This is a genomic window from Paraburkholderia sp. SSBN10T (genome assembly GCF_056619545.1).
Genome location: NZ_JBWQQI010000009.1, coordinates 147426 through 168104, shown reverse-complemented (window position 1 = coordinate 168104; position 20679 = coordinate 147426). Strand labels below are relative to the sequence as shown.

At 60.2% G+C, this 20679-nt stretch carries 17 protein-coding genes and 1 pseudogene; 7 read left to right on the top strand and 11 right to left on the bottom strand.

All coding sequences use genetic code 11. From position 1 onward, the window contains the following. Nucleotides 1-113 precede the first annotated feature (113 nt). Both AC1ECK_RS16425 and AC1ECK_RS16420 read left to right on the top strand, forming a co-directional pair. Complete coding sequence (locus AC1ECK_RS16425; RefSeq protein WP_480320919.1) at nucleotides 114-500, top strand: VOC family protein; 387 nt, start codon at nucleotides 114-116, stop codon at nucleotides 498-500. A 266-nt stretch (nucleotides 501-766) separates the two neighbouring features. After that, nucleotides 767-2224, top strand: coding sequence for an MFS transporter (locus AC1ECK_RS16420; protein WP_480320917.1), 1458 nt, complete (start codon nucleotides 767-769; stop codon nucleotides 2222-2224). Between the two features lie 57 nt (nucleotides 2225-2281). Here AC1ECK_RS16420 and AC1ECK_RS16415 read toward each other — a convergent pair whose 3' ends face one another. Next, nucleotides 2282-3148, bottom strand: coding sequence for an SGNH/GDSL hydrolase family protein (locus AC1ECK_RS16415; RefSeq protein ID WP_480320915.1), 867 nt, complete (start codon nucleotides 3146-3148; stop codon nucleotides 2282-2284). A 324-nt stretch (nucleotides 3149-3472) separates the two neighbouring features. On the opposite strand from AC1ECK_RS16415, the gene AC1ECK_RS16410 reads away from it, so the two are divergent. The 3 genes from AC1ECK_RS16410 to AC1ECK_RS16400 all read left to right on the top strand — a co-directional run bounded on the left by AC1ECK_RS16410 (nucleotide 3473) and on the right by AC1ECK_RS16400 (nucleotide 5918). Continuing rightward, on the top strand, nucleotides 3473-3856 hold the full coding sequence (locus AC1ECK_RS16410) for a hypothetical protein (protein ID WP_480320913.1): 384 nt from the start codon (nucleotides 3473-3475) through the stop codon (nucleotides 3854-3856). Between the two features lie 119 nt (nucleotides 3857-3975). After that, the gene (locus AC1ECK_RS16405) at nucleotides 3976-4179 is read left to right on the top strand and encodes a hypothetical protein (RefSeq protein ID WP_480320912.1); all 204 of its coding nucleotides are present in this window, start codon (nucleotides 3976-3978) and stop codon (nucleotides 4177-4179) included. 224 nt (nucleotides 4180-4403) lie between these two features. Further along, entirely contained in the window at nucleotides 4404-5918 is a 1515-nt protein-coding gene (locus AC1ECK_RS16400; RefSeq protein ID WP_480320910.1) for a trypsin-like peptidase domain-containing protein, read from the top strand. 18 nt (nucleotides 5919-5936) lie between these two features. Here AC1ECK_RS16400 and AC1ECK_RS16395 read toward each other — a convergent pair whose 3' ends face one another. Further along, nucleotides 5937-7070 carry a lactonase family protein gene (locus tag AC1ECK_RS16395; protein WP_480320908.1) on the bottom strand — a complete coding sequence of 378 codons (1134 nt, stop codon included), beginning with the start codon at nucleotides 7068-7070 and terminating at the stop codon, nucleotides 5937-5939. A 212-nt stretch (nucleotides 7071-7282) separates the two neighbouring features. Beyond that, a complete protein-coding gene (locus AC1ECK_RS16390) occupies nucleotides 7283-8230 on the bottom strand; it encodes a helix-turn-helix domain-containing protein (RefSeq protein ID WP_480320906.1) in 948 nt (315 codons plus the stop codon). A 1267-nt stretch (nucleotides 8231-9497) separates the two neighbouring features. Here AC1ECK_RS16390 and AC1ECK_RS16385 point away from each other — a divergent pair. After that, nucleotides 9498-10271 (top strand): hypothetical protein, encoded by a 774-nt coding sequence (locus tag AC1ECK_RS16385; protein ID WP_480320904.1) that lies wholly within the window; start codon nucleotides 9498-9500, stop codon nucleotides 10269-10271. A 320-nt stretch (nucleotides 10272-10591) separates the two neighbouring features. Then, a pseudogene (locus tag AC1ECK_RS16380) lies at nucleotides 10592-10744 on the top strand (MFS transporter); the annotation flags it as partial. Nucleotides 10745-10864: 120 nt separating this feature from the next. On the opposite strand, the gene AC1ECK_RS16375 reads toward AC1ECK_RS16380, so the two are convergent. The 8 genes from AC1ECK_RS16375 to AC1ECK_RS16340 form a co-directional block, all read right to left on the bottom strand. Then, nucleotides 10865-12598 carry a hypothetical protein gene (locus AC1ECK_RS16375; RefSeq protein WP_480320902.1) on the bottom strand — a complete coding sequence of 578 codons (1734 nt, stop codon included), beginning with the start codon at nucleotides 12596-12598 and terminating at the stop codon, nucleotides 10865-10867. A 317-nt stretch (nucleotides 12599-12915) separates the two neighbouring features. Continuing rightward, nucleotides 12916-13836 carry a phosphate ABC transporter substrate-binding protein gene (locus AC1ECK_RS16370; RefSeq protein ID WP_480320900.1) on the bottom strand — a complete coding sequence of 307 codons (921 nt, stop codon included), beginning with the start codon at nucleotides 13834-13836 and terminating at the stop codon, nucleotides 12916-12918. A gap of 28 nt (nucleotides 13837-13864) precedes the next feature. Next, nucleotides 13865-15409: an acetolactate synthase large subunit gene (locus tag AC1ECK_RS16365; protein ID WP_480320898.1), complete on the bottom strand. Its 1545-nt coding sequence runs from the start codon at nucleotides 15407-15409 to the stop codon at nucleotides 13865-13867. Then, nucleotides 15410-16267: an HpcH/HpaI aldolase family protein gene (locus AC1ECK_RS16360; protein WP_480320896.1), complete on the bottom strand. Its 858-nt coding sequence runs from the start codon at nucleotides 16265-16267 to the stop codon at nucleotides 15410-15412. It abuts the gene before it with no gap. A 37-nt stretch (nucleotides 16268-16304) separates the two neighbouring features. Next, entirely contained in the window at nucleotides 16305-17291 is a 987-nt protein-coding gene (locus tag AC1ECK_RS16355) for a DODA-type extradiol aromatic ring-opening family dioxygenase (protein ID WP_480320894.1), read from the bottom strand. A gap of 72 nt (nucleotides 17292-17363) precedes the next feature. Next, nucleotides 17364-18644: an MFS transporter gene (locus AC1ECK_RS16350; RefSeq protein WP_480320892.1), complete on the bottom strand. Its 1281-nt coding sequence runs from the start codon at nucleotides 18642-18644 to the stop codon at nucleotides 17364-17366. Nucleotides 18645-18739: 95 nt separating this feature from the next. Next, nucleotides 18740-19591 (bottom strand): amidohydrolase family protein, encoded by an 852-nt coding sequence (locus AC1ECK_RS16345; RefSeq protein WP_480320890.1) that lies wholly within the window; start codon nucleotides 19589-19591, stop codon nucleotides 18740-18742. 56 nt (nucleotides 19592-19647) lie between these two features. Further along, complete coding sequence (locus AC1ECK_RS16340; protein ID WP_480320888.1) at nucleotides 19648-20673, bottom strand: amidohydrolase family protein; 1026 nt, start codon at nucleotides 20671-20673, stop codon at nucleotides 19648-19650. Between the last annotated feature and the right edge of the window lie 6 nt (nucleotides 20674-20679).

The following is a 20679-nucleotide window of genomic DNA, read 5'->3' as shown; positions in this document are numbered from 1 at the left end:
CGCGACGACCTCGAAGCCTTTCCCGGCAAGAAACCCTGCTTGAGAATCCGTCGATTATCACGCCGGCAAATTTGGCTCACGATGCAAGGCACAAGTCAGACAAGGAGTTGAGCATGCCGTTGATTGACCATCTCGATCATCTAGTCCTCACGTGTGTCGATCCCGAGGCGACCCAACACTTCTACACGAAGGTCATGCAGATGGAACTGGAGACGTTCGGTGCCGGTCGCCTGGCGTTCCGCTTCGGTAACCAGAAAATCAATCTTCATGTTCGAGGAGCGGAATTCGAACCCAAGGCACACGTCCCTGTGCCCGGCGCACTGGATCTGTGCTTCATCGCTTCAGTTCCTCTAGATGAGGTTATCGAGCATCTGAACCAGGTTGAATGGCCGATCATCGAAGGACCTGTCGAGCGCACCGGTGCGACGCAGAAGATCCGCTCGGTCTATATTCGCGACCCCGATCTCAACCTGATCGAGATTTCCGAACTCTTGCATTGAATCGCACGGCCCGCAGCGCCGGAGCACAGTCCGGTATAGCGCGTGCGCCTGGCGAGCCGTCGCGATGACGGACGTCCATACGCAACCACTCCATTTCGACCCGTTCCGTTCGAAGTCCCCAGTCTGCGCAACCGATTGCACGGACTGGACCGCACCAGGCGCAGAACCGTGGGCGGCACAAAAGTACGACCCAATCCATTCAGCAATCAAATTGCATGGGATCGGAATAAGCGCTAAAGCGCCAACTCCGATCGACAGGAGACACCATGAGCACGAACAATCTCGATCTGGGCAGCAATGCGCCTGCCCAGCCGCCGTTCCATTCATCCGGCCCGAGCACGTCGACCGATAGCCATCCGCAGCCTGCGCAGAACCTCACACTCGGCGACTGGATGGACAACATGCCGGTGGGGTCGTTGCACCGATTCGTGGTGTTGGTGATCGGCATTGGCCTGTTCTTCGACATGTACGAGATTTTCCTCGTCAGCTCGATTGGCACGGCACTACAGAGCGAATACGGTATCGACCGGCACAGCACCGATTTCAAGTTCCTGCTCGCCTCTGCTTTTATCGGCATGTTCTTCGGCTCGATTTTTCTGGGCAGCATGGCCGACCGTATCGGCCGGCGCAAAGCGTTCCTGTTCAACCTGGTTTGGTACAGCGGCTTTTCGCTGGCCGGCGCGTTCTCCGTGAATGCGGAGATGCTGGTGATCTGCCGCGTGCTCACCGGCATCGGTGTTGGGGCGATCTATCCTGTTGCAGATAGCTTCCTGTCGGATATCCTGCCCAAGGAACGCCGCGGCCGGCTCGCCGCGTGGGCCTATACCACTTCATATGTGGCCGTGCCGCTGGTGGGATTCCTGGCGCTATGGCTAAACCCGATGCACTTCGGCATCGTGGCGGGCTGGCGAATCATTCTGGCGATCGGCAGTCTCGGCGCCGTGATGGTGCTGATCGTGCAGCACAAGTTGCCCGAAAGCCCGCGCTGGCTTCTGGCGCAGGGACGCGTCGAAGAGGCTCATGCCATGTTGCGGCGCTTTGCCGAAAGTGCGGGGGTGAAGATCTCGAACATCGCGCCAGAAGCGATTGCGCACCAACGCCCGATGCGGCTGCATGAGCGAATCGCGTTGCTACGGCGCGCACCCTACGGCAAGCGTTATCTGATGCTGACCATCTTCCATCTGTTGCAAGGATTCGGTTATTACGGGTTCGGCACGCTAGCCAGTACGGTGGTAAAAAGCCGTGGCTATGACGTCACTGACGGGACGCTGTTTATTGCGCTGTCGTTCCTTGGGTATCCCGTCGGATCGCTGCTTTCCATTCCTTTGCTGAACTGGATCGAACGCCGGACGCTCGTGATCTGGTCGATTCTGACAATCGCTGTCTTCGGGCTATGTTTCGCCTATTCGAACAACTCGGCGCTGATCGTGTGCTTCGGTTTTATGACAACCTGCGCGTCGAATGTCTTCAGCAATGCATACCATGTGTATCAGTCTGAGATATTTCCGGCTAGCGTGAAGTCCACTGCGATCGGCAGCACCTACTCGTTATCGCGTATCGTCAGCGGCATTCTACCCTTCGTCCTGCTGCCAATCTTGAGCCGCCAGGGCGCAGGCACCATGTTCGGCATCATTGCTGCGGCGCTGTTCACTGTAGCCGTCACTGTACGGATGCTGGGCCCTCGCACGACACGCCGCAATCAGGATGAAATCAATCCGGTGTAGCCGACTGAAGCCACCCTGCCCGCGCGTCATAGGCAGGCGTAGCGCGTCAATCGGTAATCAGATCCGTCCAGGAAACCTGAGCGACAGGGCCGCGCGGAATTTCTCTGCGATCCGGCGAAAGCCTTCCGGCGTTGGATGCAATTCGTTCGCCCATTCGTTCGCCGCCAGCGTTCCTTGCGTCTCCACGAACACGGCATCGGGCACGGTCGCGCAAAACGCCAGCAAACGCTGCTTGAACGCGCTCAGAATTTGCCGCACGATGTCCGAGCCATCCGCCAGCGCGGTCCATCCCCGGTCATCAAGAGAGGGCTTCAACCAGGGCCCCACCGACGGACATGCGCCAATGCCGGTTGGAACGGCAAAGTCATAGGCATGCACCAGCAGCAGCGCTTGGGGCGCGTATTGCTGCCGGATTTGCGCCAGGTCTGCGTAGGCCGCGAGCACGACGCCGAGGATATCGGCGAGTAATTCGTGATTCACCCCACCGCGCGGATCCCCATGCGCCGCGGCGGCATCCCGGAGCCACAAGCGAAACTGATTGCCGACCAGATCGTCTCCGCCACCCGAGAACATGATGAAATCGATCGGTCCATTCAGCGGGTTCTTGAGTGCAGAAATGAGGCGATGCCTTTTTTCGACGCCCAGTAGAGCGGTCGTCGCGGCGCCGATGTATGCGAGATTAAGAATGATCGGCTGCGGAACGCCGATGTCGGTCAGGCTGCCCCGGACGTCCTTGGGGTCGAGAACCGGGAGTGGGTAGTCAAACCAGGAGTCGCCATCCGCCACGCCAATCAGGGGCTGGGCGCCGCCAACCAATGCACGCGCTGCGTGGGCCACCGCCGCTTGATGTTCTGCCTCGCGCCGCGCCAGCTCGTCCTGAATCGAACGCTGATTTCTGACATATACATCAAGTTCTGATTCCACTTAGCTTTCCTTATGGTCTAGACCCTTGCTGCTGTCTGCTTAGGTTGTATCGTCGCACGTGATTTCCCCCATCGGCAAATGCCAGTTTCGCGATCTGTCCGGTGACCGCCCGAACCTCCTCGCCCACCGCAGGCGAAAGGAAAACGTCAGAAATCAGCCGGCGTCGCTACGCTTTGTAAGCATCTGCCCCATTGCGAGCGTCGCGACGGTTCGCGTGAGCCGCTTGGCGGAAGCCTCATCAGACGGTTGATCGCGCAAGGCTCAAGGATCGGCGTCGACAAGCCGTTATAGGCGTTGCAACCATGAAAACTCAGGGGAGAGACCATGAACAGCAATGAGCCACTCAGGCGCGAGTTCTATACGAACAGTCCCTCCTATTGCAGGGTGATGGGCGTCGTCGCGGCCGTAACCTTCGGTCTCTACCGGGTGGAGGGCGGCGGAACGGTCGGTCTGCTTTCCATCCGTTGGGAAAATCTGGGTAATGAGGTCGTACCGCAATTGCACGCCTACTTCGACAGTTGGCGCGTGCTTGCTTCGTTCTCTGACGTGCTTGCCCGCATGAGTGAAGTAGCGGGAGCGCCTTGCTCTCCCGAGGCCTTCTGCCAGATCCTGCTGGATTGCGGATTCGTCCATCACGCCGAGCCGGGATCGGGTGAAGGCATTCTATTGTCCCGGCAACGAGATCCGCTTCAGGGAAAGGGGGCTTGAGCCCGCAAGTTTTTTTGCTCAGGTCGAACGTCATGTTGTAATCGAGTGGCTCCACAAGGCGTTGGTTCTCGCCGGCTCGATCAATCACCAAACATTAGTCTTGGAAGGAAATTGTCATCATGTCAGTCACGGTTCGCGTCGAATATCAGTATTGCCAGCACGGCAAGAGAGGGGTTAAAACAGGAAGCGACCTTGTAACCGCGTCGGAGAATACCAACAGCGCGATCCTCGCTGTGCTTCGGCTGCTGCATCCGCACTGGGAGTCGATCAAGGTGCTCTCAGTGTCGACCGAGACGCCGTCAACGACGGCTTCAGGCGATTAGCGCGACGATTGGTTTGCCGAACTCAGCGCCTCGCTATGCCCGTCGCATCGGCACCCCAGGATTAGCACTCCCTGCATTTTTCCTGCCCCTCTTCTATAAATCAGTGTAGGGGAGGGCCGCGCATTTTTCGCACCAGAGTATTCGGTGTGCGGAGTGCGTTTGTCTGTCGATCGGCCCACATTACAAGCCCACCCTTGGCATTTCGACCGCCATGGAGGTGTACTGTGCTTCGCCAGACTCGTGCCCGCACGTTGCTCTACGCTGCGCTGATCGCGGCTGTTCTTTCCAGCTATCCAGGCCTGCAGCCGAAGGCAAACGCCGCGGCCCTGGCTGCGCCCCCTGCCAAGGAAAATCGGGGCTCGCCGGCCGGCGCTTCAGCATCGATCGACTTCCCTACCATCGTGGAGCGATACGGGCCCGCTGTGGTGCACATCAGCGCGACGGCGCCCGGCACGACGGCGCCCGGCACGAGTGCACCTGAGCAGCAAGCGTCGATAGCCACCCCCACTGAAATCGATACCGACGATCCCCTGCTCGCCTTCGTCAAGCACATCGAGCCGCAATCACAGCCGTCTCAGGGCAGTTCGGCCCGCGCCATCACAGGTATGGGCTCCGGTTTTATCGTGAGCCCCGACGGCCTGATCCTGACCACCGCTCATGTGGTGGATCAAGCTGACGAAGTGACGGTCAGGTTGACCGATCGCCGCGAATTCAAGGCGAAGGTGGTGGCCGTCGACATTCCGAGCGACGTCGCGGTCATCCAGATCGATGCCACGAAGCTGCCGACCGTCAAGCTTGGCGACTCGTCACGCGTGCGCGTCGGCGAGCCGGTCCTCGCAATCGGTTCGCCCGACAGCTTCGAGAACACGGTTGCCGCCGGCATTGTCAGCGCCACGTCTCGCACGCTCCAGGACGGCAGCAGTTTTCCGTTCTTTCAAACCGATCTCGCCGCCGATCCGAACAATTCAGGCGGCCCCCTGTTCAACCGTGCCGGCGAGGTAGTCGGCATCGACGTGCAGATTTACGCGGCCTTGGACAGGTCACCCAGCCTGGCTTTTGCCATCCCGATCAACACGGCGGCCAAGGTACGTTCGCAGGCGCTCGCCGCGCAAACGCCGCCCTCCCCCGGCGGCCTCGGCGTGGAAGTACAGGACGTCGGCCCCGGCCTCGCCGTGGCCTTCGGCCTGCCGAGGCCGGCAGGCGCGCTGGTCAATTCCGTCGTGCCCGGCACCTCGGCTGCCGCGAGCGGCGTCAAGCCGGGAGACGTGATCGTCCGGATCGGCGACAAGACGATTGATCGGTCGGCCGAACTCGGCGAGGACGCTGCGAGTCTGCCGCCTGGGACGAAAACCACGCTCAGGCTGATCCGCAATCACAGGCCGATGACGGTTCCAGTCACGCTCGGCGCGTCCACGGAAATTGCCAGCGAAAGCGCCAAGGCGCGGCCAGTTGCAGGCAACGCGGGTAGCGCAGGAGATCGCCTGGGCTTGAGCTTGCATCCGCTGAATGACGACGAGCGGCGCGCCAGCGACCTCGCTGTCGGTCTGATGGTGGACAGCGTTGCGGGTCCGGCGGCAAACGCCGGCATCCAGCCCGGGGATATCGTCCTGTCGCTCAATGACACGCTGGTCGAAACGCAGGCGGACGTGAGCGCGCTGGAAGCAAAGGCCGGGAGACAGGTGGCCGTGCTGATCCAGCGGAATCACGCGCGCAGTTTTGTTTCAGTCGAGGTTAGATGAGACGGCCCGAACGGTCCCTCACCTCACAAAGGCGACACTGACAGGAGCGGGTATCTCAACCGATTGCCCTGTGTCTGCAACCATGCCGGACGCGGGGTCGATGCTGAACACATTGACGCTGCCGCTCTGCTGGTTGGCGGCCAGCAACCATTTCCCCGACGGATCGATGGCAAATCCCCACGGCCTCTCACCGCCTGAGGAGATGCGCTGAACCAGCGCAAGCTCTCCCGAATCAGGACTGACGCGATAGACGACCAGTGCATTTTCCCCGCGGTTTTCGACATACATAAACCGTCCGTCACGACTGAGTGCAAGATCGGCTCCGCTCTTCACACCTTGAAATTCCTGGCTGGTTATCGGCAACGATTGCACCAGCGTCAGACGCCCGCGCGATGCATCCCAGCGCAGGACGGTGATCTCCGCACTCAGTTCGCTCAGCAGATACACGAACTGACCATTCGAACCGAAAGCGATATGGCGAGGGCCACTCCCCGGCTCGGCAATGAAGGACCGCGGACTGTTCCCGTCATCCGGCGACAGCGCATGGGTCGTCCGGTCAAAACCATAAACAAACACGCGGTCAGCACCCAGATCAGGAACGAGTGCGTATCGCCCCGATGGATCGACCGTGGCGCTGTGTGCATGCGCGCTCGCCTGCCGCCGGTTCGGTCCGGAGCCGGTCTCCTTGATCGTGGACACGAGTGAGCCCAGGCTTGCGTCGTGATTGACCGCGATGCTCGATACGGAGCCACTGCCGTAATTCGCGGCGAGTAAGGTCATCGAGGGCAGGTCCAGCCACAGATAGGTGGTTCCGCTGCCTCCGGTGGCAACCGTATTCACTTTGGTGAGTGCGCCGGTTCCGCGATCCACCGCATATGCGGTGACGCTTCCCTCTCTCGTGTTGTCGTCATCGACCGCATAGAGCATCGGCAACTGAGGATGCGCTGCGACCCATGTGGACTTCGGCCCCTGCGCTACCATGCCGATCATCGTCAGCTTGCCGGTGGACGCATCGAAGCGCAGCGCTTGAATCTGACTCTTCTGCGTGCCGACATAAACGAGTTCCGTCTGTGTATTTTCCGGCAGCGTCGCGGCGCTGTTAGACGTGCTGTACATTGCTGCCAACCACGTCAGTACGATGAGCGCCGTCATCGCGGTACATCGCGTGAACCTGTTTATCCCGAGGGACTGCGTCATAGTCGAGAAGCCTGGAGGCTAGATAATGTGGGAGGAACAAACAGCCCGGCCAAGCCTACTCGATTCACCACCACGCGTCCCTGCACAAAACCACGATCCATCGGCACTTTTCGATGCGGCCAGGTACAGCGCCGACTCGCCGTCCAATCAGCAGGGCATCGACCTGGTCACTGCGCCCCGGCATTACGATGGGACTGTTGCCGGGCAGCGACGCGAAACTGGCTTGGCGCTTGACCGACTTCTCTACGGAAGAAACGCGTAAAGTACGCGGCGTCCGCAAAGCCAAGTCCGAATGCGATCTGCTCCACCGACATGTCGCCGAAAATGAGGTTGCGCTTCGCCTCCGTGATAATGCGCGCATGAATCATTTTTGTAGGGCTTTGCTCAGTGGCGGAAGCGCAGGCTGCCCGCAGTTGTACCAGAGACACGGCCATCATTGACGCATAGTCTTGCAGCGGCAAATTCTCCCGGAAGTGTTCATCAATCAACTTACGGAACCGGTCTACCTGCCGGATATCGTTGCGTGTCGCGCCTTCGTTGCCGGTCTGGTCCAAACGCGCTTCGCGAACCAGCATCAGTAGAAGACTCGTCAGCAGTGCTTCTGTGCCGACTACCCGGCCGACTGCGTCGGACTCGATCTCCTGCTTCAGGCCTTTGATCAAACGGCAGAACTCGATGCCCGCCTCGGCAGAATCAGAGAGTGGAATCACCCGGGGTAAGGTCCAGAGCTCGATGAATTCATGAAGTCTGGCGTTCACCTGGGTCAGGTAAGCGACCTCGATCGTCACTACCCATCTGTCTACGTCGAGCTCGTAGTCGAGACCGTGAACGCATTCGGTCGGCAACAGCAAGGCACAAGGGCCCTCGAATGGCACGCTGCTACCTTCGAGGTTCATGACACCACGTCCACTGCGAACGAAGATCACCTGGCCGTACTCGGGATGCGCGTGAGGCTCGGTTCGCCAGCGCCCCCGGTCGGTGACATGCCCGACATGCACAAACCACTTTTCTTTTTCTTCAGGACGCTCGACGTACAACCGGACCTTCGGGACGGAAATTGACTTCGCGTTGGGGACGGATCTGGATTGATGCCTTGCCACGACACTGTGTGTCATAAAGTCTCCTTGGCGGCCGAATCGATTTCGCAGCGGCCGACTTTGAAATTCCGGCCCTGCTCAGAAGATTTCTGGCGCGGGTTGCGCGTGGGCCATATGTAATGGGTGTCGATGCGGATCGGAGTGGTTGCTGCGATCGCCGTGGAGCGCGGGTGGAAGTTGCAGCGCCCGGCCTGGAAACGCGCGCGTCGCAGAGCTCGTGTCGAGCGGGGGCAACAGTTGCGTGGCGCCACGATGGTTCGCACCGATCACAATCATGGCGGCCGGGAGGTCGTCAGTGCCGGCGGCGATAAGGTGTTTGTAACCAGCTCGCGCCATCGTAAGCCCATCTCTTTCATAGAGTCGCGGAAACTGGCCATATTTTCCATGCATTTCCGCGGGGCGTAACCTGCGATTTACCCGAACGACGACGCCTGTCCCGCGGCGCCCGGGTCGTCAGCATCAAAGAGTCGCCGCCACGGAGGGTCAGTCTTCGTCACTCAAACCCACCTGCCGGGCAATCTTCCTCCTGCCCTGTTCGGTCATCGCATAACCATATTCCATGCTCGATCGCGCGTCCCTGCACAAAAACTCGATTCACTGGCACTTTTTGATCCGCAGGCGAGCGCAGAAGATTTGAACGTGGGCGCCCTCCACCAAGGTCGTGAACAGAAGCGATCCTTACCTCACCTTTTCTCATGCTGGTTCGCTGGGCCCGTTCGGACCTGATCGACAGCGCAGGCGTCTGAACGCGCACGACTGGTTCGGGCCACCGCATCGAGCTCACCGCACAGCCCAATTTCGGCAGCGATCCGCAGCAGACGCTCCTTCGTCTGCAACATGATCTGAGGTCCGCCTACCTCTCGTTGGGCGCCAAAGCTGCTGCAGCAAAAAATACAAGCGAATCTATTTTTTGTGTAAAGGCATGCGCCTGGCCATCAAATACTATTCCTCATCACCGCGACAGAACGTTCTGCGTTGGATTGCTCAGCCAGTTTCCGACGCTGCGGCCGAATCGAGAGTCGGGAAACGACCACACCTCATATATCAACATCGATCCACATGGACGGAGACAATGAGAAACATTTCGTTAGCTGTACGAACGCCGCTTATCGGCATGGCCGTGTTCTGTTGTTTGACTGAGATCGGCCACGCCGAGGAGGTGCTCAGCGCGCCAGGCGATTCCGCTCCGCCGCAAGTTCAGCAGACCTCACCGCCCAAGACGAACGGCGCCGCGCCTCTGAGCGCTCCGGACTTGAAATCGGCGGAGGTACCCGGCGCGCCACCTGTGTCCTGGAACGACACTTTTGTCGGTTACCGCTATAGCAATGATTTTCACTACCCAGGCATCGCCAAGAAGGTCGCCCAGAACATCGGTTACCTCTCCACAATCGGCGGATTCAAATACGGTAGCTACGCATTCAACGTCGATTACCTCGTGTCCAACTCGGCGAATCCGGAAGCGGGCGGCCCGTCCAACGGTGGTGCTCAGGAGGTGTATAGCATCGGCCGTGTCGAACTGAGCGCCAACAAGATTCTCGGCCGACCGGTGGGGATCGGTTTCATCCGTGACTTTGGTTTTACCGGCGGCTACGAGTTCGGCGTCAAGAACGATGCCTATGGCGAGCGCGCCCGCATGCTGGTGTTCGGTCCGACCATCGAGTTTTCCGTGCCGCGCGGCTTCTGGAACGTCACCGCCGGGGTTCGCACCGAGAGCAACCACAACGGCATTACAGGCGTGGACGTGCACTTCAATCCCGCATGGCACGTCGAAAGCTCATGGCTGTTTCCATTCAGAGTCGGACCGGTGCCGCTGGTCTTCAAGGGCTTCGCCAGCATCACCGGGCCTAAAGGCAGAGACGGTTTCGGTGTCGAGACCGAGACGGAATTTCTTGCTCGCGCCTCTCTGCTGGCCGATCTAGGCTCGTTTGTCGGCCACCCGCGCGTGGCGTATGCGGGGGTGGGTTACGAGTACTGGCATCACATGTACGGCTCGCCGACTAGGGAAACGGTCGGCACGATAACGTCCGCACCGATGTTGATAGCCGAGTTCCATTTCTAATCAGCGGCCCTCCTGAACGCGATCGTTGGCGACCCGTCATGCGGGTCGCCAATTGTCGTTTACGCGAATGGAGACAAACCAATTGCAACGATCAGCGGCTGAGAATCCCTGGAACATTCTCGTACTTCTCGCGCTCGGGCTGCTTCGGGCTGCTGATTTCGTTTGCTGACCGTACGAGCCTGTCTTCCGCACTGGCGAGCCAGAGTTTCGTCTGAGAATTTGCGCTGACGAACGTTGAGCGCGGTTGGCTCAACTCAGCCGTGTTCTGGTCATACGGTCTCTTTCAGATTCCCATGGGGTGACTGGTCGATCGCTACGGCGTGAAATGGTCTTACTCGATCTGTTTCGCGCTGCGGTGCGTGGCGGCGGCTGCCACAGACATGGTCACGAAGCTTTCGGCCCTGATTGTCATGCGTCTGTTCATCGGCGTGGCCGAAGCCATTGTGATCCCGGCCACTTATCGCTACCTAGCCAATAACTTCGCGGAAACTCAAAAAGGCACGGCCCTCGGTATTTTTTCGATTGGCGGCAACAATGAACAAGGGCGCTGTGCTTTCGCCCAGCGCCCTTGTTACACCAACGCGGTAACCCGATTACGGGTTGGGAATGTACAACGGCATCGCCTCTTCCCACAAAGTATCCGTGATCGGATGCTGATCGGTCCCGTCAGCATTCATCACCCAGTTCTGGCCGTCGGGTTGAAAACTGTTGTCGTACAGCGCGAGTTCATCCCTGAAGCCATAGACACCCGAACTGTATGCGATCCGGCCATCCCAGGTCCAAACGGCATGCCCCTGGTTCGCCCCAGGCGTAGTCAGACGAGTCAGACCCGTGCCGTCCGGTTTGATCGTGTACACGTCGTAGTGGAACTTGTTGGGATCGCTCGGGTTGATCTCCTTGCGGGTGAACACGATTTTGCTGCCATCCGGCGACCAGTCCGGCAGATTGTCCGGCTCGGCGGTCAACACAGTCGTCTCGTGCGTATCGAGGTCGAGAATACGCAAACCTTGTACCTTGGTGCTCCACACGCGATAGACGATTTTCTTCCCGTCCGGCGCGTAACTCGGAAAGCCGGCATTCATGGAACCATCGGTCAGGACTTCCGGGTGGCCATTCATGCTACCGTCGGTCCTGATACGCATGATCCGGCCGGGACCGGCGCCGCGCGTAAAGAACCAGTCACCCACACCGAACGCCACCCACTCGCGATCCGGCGACCATGTGGGCTGGAATGCACCGGCCAGACCCTTCTTGATCATGTCCGGGTCCAGGCCACTGTTAGCCGGATCGTAAATCCGCGTGTAGCCAGAAAAATCGGGGTTCATGATGGCAATGGAAGAGTTGATTGCCTTCTCCGTGTACACCAGTTTCTGGCGATCCAGCGACAGTTGCGGGAACACGTCAATGTACCGGTAGTTCCAGTTCGGGTCGAAGCTAAATAGCGGCGTTCCATTTGCATGCGCTGGACGCATCGTTATTTTTTCGTAGACCATCTTGCCGCCGTCCGCCGAATAGCGAGGCGAGCGAATCCCCGTGTTGGTCGTCGAGCGGAAAGTGCCGGCCGTGGTATAGATCCCTTCGGTGTCTCCGCCTTTGACGTGATAGGCAACATTGGTATCGCCCAGATATTGCGGGAACACCTTGAAGCCTGGGCTCGACGTCAAGCTCGTCCGGTCCAGCGTGGACACATCCACCGACACCAGTTGCGAGCTGACCTTGTTGATCAGCTCCGGACGGTGTGCGCCCCAGGTCGACTCCACGGGCGTTTCATAGAACACCACGCGCTTGCCGTCCGGCGACCACGAAGGCGAACCTTCATCAAAGCCGGGATTGCCGGCAATTTTCTTCCAGCCGGAACCATCGGGCCTGATGATATAGATGCTGCTTTCCTGCGTGCGCTCCCAGCCACCCGGCAGATTGTGGCCGCGCCAATCGGAGCCCGTGTCGGAAGAAAGTGCCAGCCACTTGCCGTCGGGGGACCACGAAGGTCTGAAGTAGCCATGGGGCCTGGTCGGATCGAACTTCAGCGAACCTGTGACGTTTTTCAGCGCGCCAGTCGCAATGTTCAGTGTCCAGATGTTCGTCGTGCCGAAGTCCTTCGTATCCCTGCGTGATGAGACGAAGGCGATGATGTCCGGGTTCGCCGGCGAAAAGACGGCGGCATCGGACACGCCAATGTGATCGGTGAGCCGCTGCAGGTCCGTGCCATCCACCTTGACGCGATAGAGGTTCGACTGCCCGAGGCCGTCACGTTCGGAGGTGAAGACGATCCACTGTCCATCTTTCGAGAACGAAGCGTGATAGTCGAAACCATCGGTCGGAATCAACCGGTGTTCATCAGTTCCGTCTGCATTGGATACATACAGCTCGGATGTCACGGGGCCGACGCGGTCGAGCAACAAGGTGCCTTTCGTGACTGCACCCGCTCCGGCTGGAATGAGAATCCAGGCGCCCCCAATGGCCACGCAAGCCAGGAGCTTCTTCAAAGACGTAGTTAGATACACAGCTAAATGCCTCCATTAATTATGCGTAGGCGGGCGGTTTGAAACCGCTCAACCGCTTCTGCGCCGCCACTTTCGGCAACGCATGGTGCTTCTGCTTCTTACCGCTCCTTACCGGGCCTCGTCGGTTTTTCCGCTGTCATTCAGCCGAGACTACCCGTAACGTCATCGAACAGTTCGTCGACCGACAGACGATGCGGAATGATCTTCTGATCGAGTGCCCAGTCGATCGCCAACTGGATTCCTTTGCGGTTCTGCTCCAGCCCGATCGGCGGAAAGATAGCGGGCACGCCACCTTCGGTCAGCGCACGGCTCTCGACGATCATCCGGTACAGCTCGCGAACGATATCGGGGCGCTGCTTTGAAATGTCCGCGTGCACGACGAACATATGGTTGATCGGCACCACGCCTTCGCGCGCAAACCAGTCTTTGGCTGCGGCCTGCGCATCGGGAACGAGCGTGCGCACCCGCGGGTCTTTCGGCATGTCTTCACCAAGCAACGCAGCACTCAGCTCACCGTCGAGCATCATCTGCGGGATCGACGAGCCGACGGGCAGGCGCTGGCAGTTATTCGGATCGCGATACTCGGCGAGATGCCCGTCACCGAGCGTCATCCAGGTCACCTTGTCGAGATCGACACCGTATTCGTGACGCAGGATGCCGCGGATCCACAGCGCCGTGGTTTGCGTATAGGTGCGAACGCCAACTTTCTTGCCTTCGATGTCCTTCGGGTCCAGATGGCCGAAGTCGATGTTGTAGCCCGCGCAATGATGCTGGAAGCGCCCCGAGATCGGTGTCGGCAACAGCACGTAGGGCTTGCCATAGGCCTTGGCCTGCAGGAACGTCACGATCGCGAGTTCGCCCGCATCGAACTTGTTTTCGCGCACCATCGCCTTGAAGCCGTTGTGTGCCGGCGTGGGGCCGCAATAGTCGAGCTTGACGATCTCCGAGCTCACGCGCCCGTCCTTCATCGCCTTTGTCACCGGGTAATCTGCCAGATTGGTGCGTAATGTGGGAACCTCAGTGAGAACCCCGGCGGGCACCCCGTTTAGCGTCGTTGTCATTGATGTCTCTCCTTACGCTTGAATAGATTTACAGTCTGACCTCGATAAGGCAGGGTCCCGGCTCGTTCACCGAATCGGCCATGGCTTTGTGGAGAGCCTCGGCTGTGTCGACGGCGACGGCTGGAACACCCATGCTTTTCGCCATGGCCAGCCAGTCGATCCGCGGACGATCGATGTCGATCATGGCCAACGCGCGCGCGCCAGGCGCACCGGCGCCCATGTTGGCGTACTCGGCCTTGAGGATCGCGTAGCTGTTGTTGGCAAAGATGATCGTCGTGATGTTCAGGCTCTCGCGTGCCTGGGTCCACAGCGACTGGATCGTGTACATCGCGCTGCCGTCACCGACCATGCAGAACACCCGCCGGTCAGGGCAGGCAAGCGCTGCGCCGGTAGCAACCGGAGTTCCATAGCCGATCGAACCGCCCATGTTGTTGATCAGGTCATGCGGTGCAGCGCCTACGGTCAATCCCATCGTCTCGCGGCCGGTGGTCAGCGATTCGTCAACGAGAATGCAGTTTTCGGGCAACGCGGCGGCCAGCGCCTGCGCAATCGTGGCCGGGGTGAGTGCGCCGGTCGGCGACAGCGCGTCCGAACGTTGCTGGAGCACGGCCGCCGTGTTCGTCGCGCCGAGCGCCTCAACCAGCATGCCGAGACCGGCAGCACCGTCCTCGCCAATTTCAACCAACGAATGAACACTGGTGCCGGGCGACTTGAGCAAGCTCGGTTTGTCCGGATAACTGAAGAACGCGATCGGTTCGGTCGTCTCCACCGTGATGATGTGCTTGAAGCCTTTCAGATACTCGACGGCCAGTCCGACTGCGTAGGGAATGCGTTCGAGCGTCACCCGCCCTGCCCCGCGTTCGATCCGCGAACTGAAGAATTGCGTCGCAATGCGACAGCCGGTCGCCGCCTTGAGCTTGCCCGCCAGCTCGATTGCACGGCCGCGTGTCGAGCGGCCGGCCAGCACGATCAGCGTTGGCTCGCCCGAACGCAGCACCTGCGCAATGTGCTCGATGCGCGCGGCGTCTGGAATTTTCGCCGTGGCAACCGCGCGCGGCAGCGCGACTTGCTCGCCCGCATCCTGCCAAGAGGTATCGCCAGGCAGGATGAGCGTCGCAATTTGCCCCGGATGTTCGCCTGCCTTGCTTACCGCAGCCGCAGCGTCCCAGGCCACCGCACGCGGCGACTCGACGCGCCGCACCCAGTGACTCAGGGGCCGCGCGAGACCTTCGATATCGGAGGTCAGCGGTGGATCGTATTTCAGGTGCGCCGCCGAATGCTCGCCCACGATGTTGACCATACCCGACGATGCCCGTCTGGCATTGTGGATATTGGCCAACCCATTCGCGAGTCCAGGCCCGAGGTGAAGCAGCGTGGATGCAGGCGTCTCCTTCATCCGGTAATAGCCGTCCGCAGCGCCTGTACACACGCCCTCAAAAAGACACAGGACGCTGCGCATGCGCGGATTCTCGAGCGCCTTCAGAAAGTGCATCTCCGAGGTGCCCGGGTTCGCGAAACAGATGTCCACCCCCTGATCGGTGAGTGTCTGAACCAGGCTTTCGGCTCCGTTCATTTAATACCCCGCCATCTCGCGCGCCATGCCGACCACACCGTAGCTCTTCAGCGGAGCCGAGATCAGGAAGCGATAGCCCTCTTCGAGCAGACGCTTATGATTCTTGGCGTTGACATGCGGATTGCCAACCACCACGTTGTGCTTGTGGCAGGTCTCGACGATCTGACGCATGGCGTCGACCACAACCGGATGCTCGTAATCGCGCGGATGGCCCAGTTGCTGGCTGAGATCGCCCTCGCCAATCAGGATGAAGCCGATACCGGGCACATTCGCCAGAATGTCATCGAGATTTTCGATCGCCTCGGTGCTTTCGCACATCAGCCCGACCAGAATTTCCCCCTCCGGGGCCAACGGCCAGACATCCGCCTTCCTGTAATAGTCGGCCATGCTCAAACCCCAGTAGCGTGCCGCGTTGGCGGGCCCATCGCCACGGATACCCTTGGGTTCATACAGCGGTGCATCCTTGGGACGGGCATAGCGGCACGATGCGACGGCGTTATACGCCTGCTCCACCGTCGACACGTGCGGCCAGATCACGCCATAGGCGCCGCGATCGAGCACCTGTTTCGCAAACGACTGGTTCATCTCCGCACCGTTGGCCGGGATGCGGGCAATCGGCGTGACACGGGGCGCCACCGAACCGGACTCGGCGATCTGCTTGCGATTCAGCATGTATTGCAGCGCGTCGCCCAGTGCCGTCACATCGTACGGGTTGTGTTCCATCTCGAAGATGAGCCCGTCATACGGCGCGTCGCTCATCTCGATGGCATTCTGCTTGTCCAGCTTGGAAAACGCGGCGAAGGCGGGCTTGCCCGATTCGAACGCGCGAATGATGCTGTTGAGGCGGGTGTCGCTCATGGTCTTTCTCTCTCATTGACGAGTCCGTGAAGCCGGATCACTCGGTTGCTTTCCAGTACATGAATCCCATGCCCTCGCCGGTGCCGGCAGGCGTGCGCCAGCAAGGGACGTAGTCCACCAGCGTCATCTCGGCACCCGTTTCCTGCACCGCTTTCATCACGCTGACGTAGAGTTTGATTTCCGAGGTGCCCGACTGATATGAGCGGTTGTCCACCGCGGCCAGGCCGTCGTAGTCGTAGTCGGCCAGCATCTTCATGATGCTGTGGTCGAATTCCTCGTCGTTGACAAAGTGGGACAGGCCACCCGAGGCGAAAATGCCAATCCTCACGTCCTCCGGCCACGCAGTAACGGCATCGCGCAGCACCCGGCCAAATTCAATGCAGCGCGACATCGACGGCTGCGTCGGCGGATAGAAACAATTCATGATGATCGGCACATGCGGCGGCGGGTTATCACCCATGATCTGGTGATAGACGAAGCTATAGGCATGCGGCACCACCGGATACTCGGGGAGTGGCTTCATCCAGACGTTGTCGGGCCAGGCAAAGAGGTCGGTCAAATCGAAGCCTTCACCCTGGAAGTGCTCGATCAGATACGTGGCCAATCGCGGATGACACTGGTGCGTGACGTGATGATCAGGAGCATAAACCGCGCGCTGCGGCGGACCGTTGTGCACTTCTGCACCGCTGTAGATGGCGATCGAAGGCGAGAAATCGGTGAAGATCTCCTTCTGGTCCTTGCCCAGAATGATCGCGACGTCGATGTTTGCTTCGCGGTAAGCGGCAGCCATCGCGTCAAGCGCAGTGCGGCAGCGCGCGGCACGGGCAGTGCGCTCCCCGAGCGTCAGGAATTTCTCGAAAGCGGCTCCGCGGTGCGCTTCCAGTTCGGGGTAAGTCCACGTCCGATTGCGGTACCACAACTCCGGATTGTTGCGATCCCGCTCCCCGTTCTTGAGCCAGTCTTCCGGTGCCTGACCAAGCATGCCGCTGTGCGGCACCGCCATCCCGAATACAATCTTCGCCATTTAGGATTTCTCAGTAAATTGATGTGTTTAACGAAGCTGGCTATTTCTGCTATTGCGGCCATGCTGTGATTTCTAGGCTCGCCGCAGCGAACCATGCGTTTCGGTCACCTTGGGCGCCCATTCGGGACGGAACATGGTTGCCGTGGCCAGCGCACCGATCAGCAGGAAAACCAGGATCACCATCATCGGCAAGTCATAGCTTCCGCCGACGTGGAGAAGCCAGCCCGAAAGGCTTGCCGCGACACCGCCCGCAAGACTGGTGGCAACCTGCTGCACGCCCGTGACCAGGCCGATTGCCTGTTTGGGGATCAAGGTCAGGCGGGACAAAACCAGGTTGTTCGCGGTGGTGAGGCCGAGCAGCGAGAGCGAGAGCACATTCCAGAACAGGGCCATCTGCAGCGAGTGGGCATAGGCGCCAAGCAGAACGGTGCAGCCGCCCACGAAACCCGCAATGGTGAAGACCTTGCGTACCAGAATGGGATTGCCTCCGCGAGCGATGATCCGGTCCGCTGCCCATCCCGCGAGAGCCGCGACGATCGCGATCCCGGCGAAGCTGAAAAAGGTGTAGAGCCCAGAGCGCGAAATCGACAGGTTGCGTTGCTCGACCAGATAGGCCGGCATCCAGGTCATGCAATAGAAGGTGAAATAGCCGTAGCAAAAGTTGGTGATCATTCCGCCCCAGACCACCGGGCTCGACAAGATGCTGCCGAAGCTTACCGTTCGCGCGCTGCGATTCGCCACCGTGAGTTCTGCCCTCGACGGCAGATCATCGCGGACCAGCAGAAACCACGGCGCCAGCCAGATCAGTCCGACCAGGCCGGTCGCAACAAACATGACTTGCCAGGAATAATTGACGAGGAACCAGGCGGCGACCGGCGCACCGAGTGCGGGACCGAACTTGTTGCCCATTGCCAGAATGCCTACGGCAAGACCGTTCTGGCTTTCGCCGAAGTTGTTGCGAATCCAGCGATAGCTCGCGGGAATCACGATGGCTTCGGCCATGCCGATGATCAGGCGCAAGACGACCAGGCTCGCGAGCGCCGTCACCGCCCCCATCAACGCAGTGGCGATGCACCACAGTGCGAAACTGATCGCGTAGGGCCATTTCACGCCGTAGCGGTCGGCCACCCAGCCCATCGGCACCTGGAACAGACCATACGACCAGAAGAATGCCGAGTTGATCCAGCCGCGATCGACGTTCGTGAGCGCAAAATGCTGAATGAAGCCTGCGTCCGCCAGCGTGGAAGAAATGCTGGTGCGATCGACAAATGAAATCAACACACCGATCGCAAGGAGCGCGAGTATGGCCCAACGGCTCACGGTCCCGGGTCGTGCAGGTTTGCCTGTCTCCATCTGCTCGTTTCTCTTTAGTTTGATTGGATTCCGCACGCCGGTCACCTGTGGGAACCCTTGGCGCCTTGGGTGGCCGGCACGCATGCGACGCAACCTCAGGCGAGGCCAGGATACAGTTGCTGCGCGGTCTTGCCGAAGACCCACGCGCGGTCTTCGTCGCTCAGGCATGCCAGCCCTGCCTGAGCGGTGGCGAGAATCTCTGCGAGCGTGCCCGGCGAGGTGGGATAGTTCGACCCCCATGCCATCCGTTGCGCACCGAAGGCTTCCACCACACGCGGGAAGAACGTCCCGGCGCTCGCCTTCTCCTTCTTCACGTCGCCGAAGATGCGCGGCGTCAGCTTCAGATAGATGTTCCCGAACGGGGCAAGATCGAACAGGCTTTGCGCCGCGACATACGGCGCGCCATCGGCAACCTCGGGGCGGCCCAGATGATCGAGGATGATCGCTACCGTCGGGAAGCGTTTCGCGAGCGCTGTGACTTGCGGCAGTCCGATCGGGCCCGTCTGGATGCACATCGGCAGGCCGAGTTCGCCACACAGTTCCCACGCCGGGAACGACCGCGGATCGTCGAGTTCGCTCGGGTCGAATTCTTTCGTGCTGCCGCCCGTGAACAGACGCAGACCGGCGAGGCCCCGCACCACCCATTCGCGGATACGCTGCGGCGCGTCCGGCTGGAGCACGTCGACCGAACCGACTGCGACCAGGCGGTCCGCATACTTCGCGCAACCGTCCACCACGTAGCTGTTGTCGAAGCCGTAGGTGGTCGACGAATGCACCACAGCGGCCCTGGCCACGCCCGCGGCGTCCATCGACCCGATCAGCGTCTCGACCGTGGTCGGACGTTCCTTCGACCAGTCCGAACGCTTGCCGAACAGGGGCGCTGGCGGATAGCGGTTCTCGTCGTCGGAAATGATGTGCGGGTGAATATCAACAATTGGGGAAGTCATGAGTGTCTCAGTGCCTGTCTCTATACTTGTTTCATTGCATACGGCCGACGCCGACCTCAGTTGCCGCGCGCTTTCAGGCGCGCATCGAGCCGTGGATACACGCGCCGCGCATTGCCTTCGAATATCTTGTAGCGGTCTTCGTCGGTGAGCGCCGTGCAGGCGTCGATGTAGCGCTTCGTGTCGTCGAAATACTGGCCCGTTGCCGGATCCTTGCCGCGCACTGCGCCGATCATTTCGGAACCGAACAGCACGTTGTCGGCGGGTATCACTTTGGTGAGCAGCTCGACACCCGGCTTGTGATACACGCAGGAGTCGAAGAAGATGTTGTCCAGCAGACCTTCGAGCGGGCGGTCGCACATTTCGAGCGACATGCCGCGATAACGGCCCCAGTGATAGGGAACCGCACCACCGCCGTGTGGGATCACAAGGCGCAGCGTCGGGAAGTCCCTGAAGACGTTGCCTTGCAGAAGTTGCATGAACACCGAGGTGTCGGCGTTCAGGTAGTGCGCGCCGGTACCGTGGAAGCACGGGTTGCACGAAGCGGCCACGTGGATCATCGCGGGCACATCCAGATCGACCAGCGCTTCGTAAAGTGGATACCACTCGCGATCGGTCATCGGCTTGCCGGTCCAGTAGCCGCCGCTCGGATCGGGGTTCAGGTTGCAGCCCACAAAACCCAGTTGTTCGACGCAGCGCCGCAGCTCCGGGATCGAGTTGGCAGGCGCGACACCCGGCGATTGCGGCAACTGGCACACCGGCGCGAAGTTGTCCGGATAGAGTTCGGTGACGCGGTACACGAGGTCGTTCGACACCTCGGCCCACTCGAGGCTCGTGCGTTCGTTGCCCAGATGGTGGCTCATCAGGCCGGCGATCGGCGAGAACAGTGTGAGGTCGCTGCCGCGTTCTTTTTGCAGCCTGAGCTGGCCGTTGCCGATCGCTTCGCGGATTTCGTCGTCGCTCACATGAGCGCCGTCGGGCGAAGGTGCGTTGGCCGGATCGTTCGCGAACTCGACCTGCCTGGCACGCCAGGCGCGGAAGGAAGCGGGGACGGTCGTGAAGTGACCGTGGCAATCGATAATCATGTTGTC

Coding starts and splice junctions, on each gene's coding strand:
- AC1ECK_RS16425 (WP_480320919.1), top strand. CDS start 114: ATGCCGTTGATTGACCATCTCGATCATCTAGTCCTCACGTGTGTCGAT.
- AC1ECK_RS16420 (WP_480320917.1), top strand. CDS start 767: ATGAGCACGAACAATCTCGATCTGGGCAGCAATGCGCCTGCCCAGCCG.
- AC1ECK_RS16410 (WP_480320913.1), top strand. CDS start 3,473: ATGAACAGCAATGAGCCACTCAGGCGCGAGTTCTATACGAACAGTCCC.
- AC1ECK_RS16405 (WP_480320912.1), top strand. CDS start 3,976: ATGTCAGTCACGGTTCGCGTCGAATATCAGTATTGCCAGCACGGCAAG.
- AC1ECK_RS16395 (WP_480320908.1), bottom strand. CDS start 7,070: ATGACGGCGCTCATCGTACTGACGTGGTTGGCAGCAATGTACAGCACG.
- AC1ECK_RS16390 (WP_480320906.1), bottom strand. CDS start 8,230: ATGACACACAGTGTCGTGGCAAGGCATCAATCCAGATCCGTCCCCAAC.
- AC1ECK_RS16370 (WP_480320900.1), bottom strand. CDS start 13,836: ATGACAACGACGCTAAACGGGGTGCCCGCCGGGGTTCTCACTGAGGTT.
- AC1ECK_RS16365 (WP_480320898.1), bottom strand. CDS start 15,409: ATGAACGGAGCCGAAAGCCTGGTTCAGACACTCACCGATCAGGGGGTG.
- AC1ECK_RS16360 (WP_480320896.1), bottom strand. CDS start 16,267: ATGAGCGACACCCGCCTCAACAGCATCATTCGCGCGTTCGAATCGGGC.
- AC1ECK_RS16355 (WP_480320894.1), bottom strand. CDS start 17,291: ATGGCGAAGATTGTATTCGGGATGGCGGTGCCGCACAGCGGCATGCTT.
- AC1ECK_RS16350 (WP_480320892.1), bottom strand. CDS start 18,644: ATGGAGACAGGCAAACCTGCACGACCCGGGACCGTGAGCCGTTGGGCC.
- AC1ECK_RS16345 (WP_480320890.1), bottom strand. CDS start 19,591: ATGACTTCCCCAATTGTTGATATTCACCCGCACATCATTTCCGACGAC.
- AC1ECK_RS16340 (WP_480320888.1), bottom strand. CDS start 20,673: ATGATTATCGATTGCCACGGTCACTTCACGACCGTCCCCGCTTCCTTC.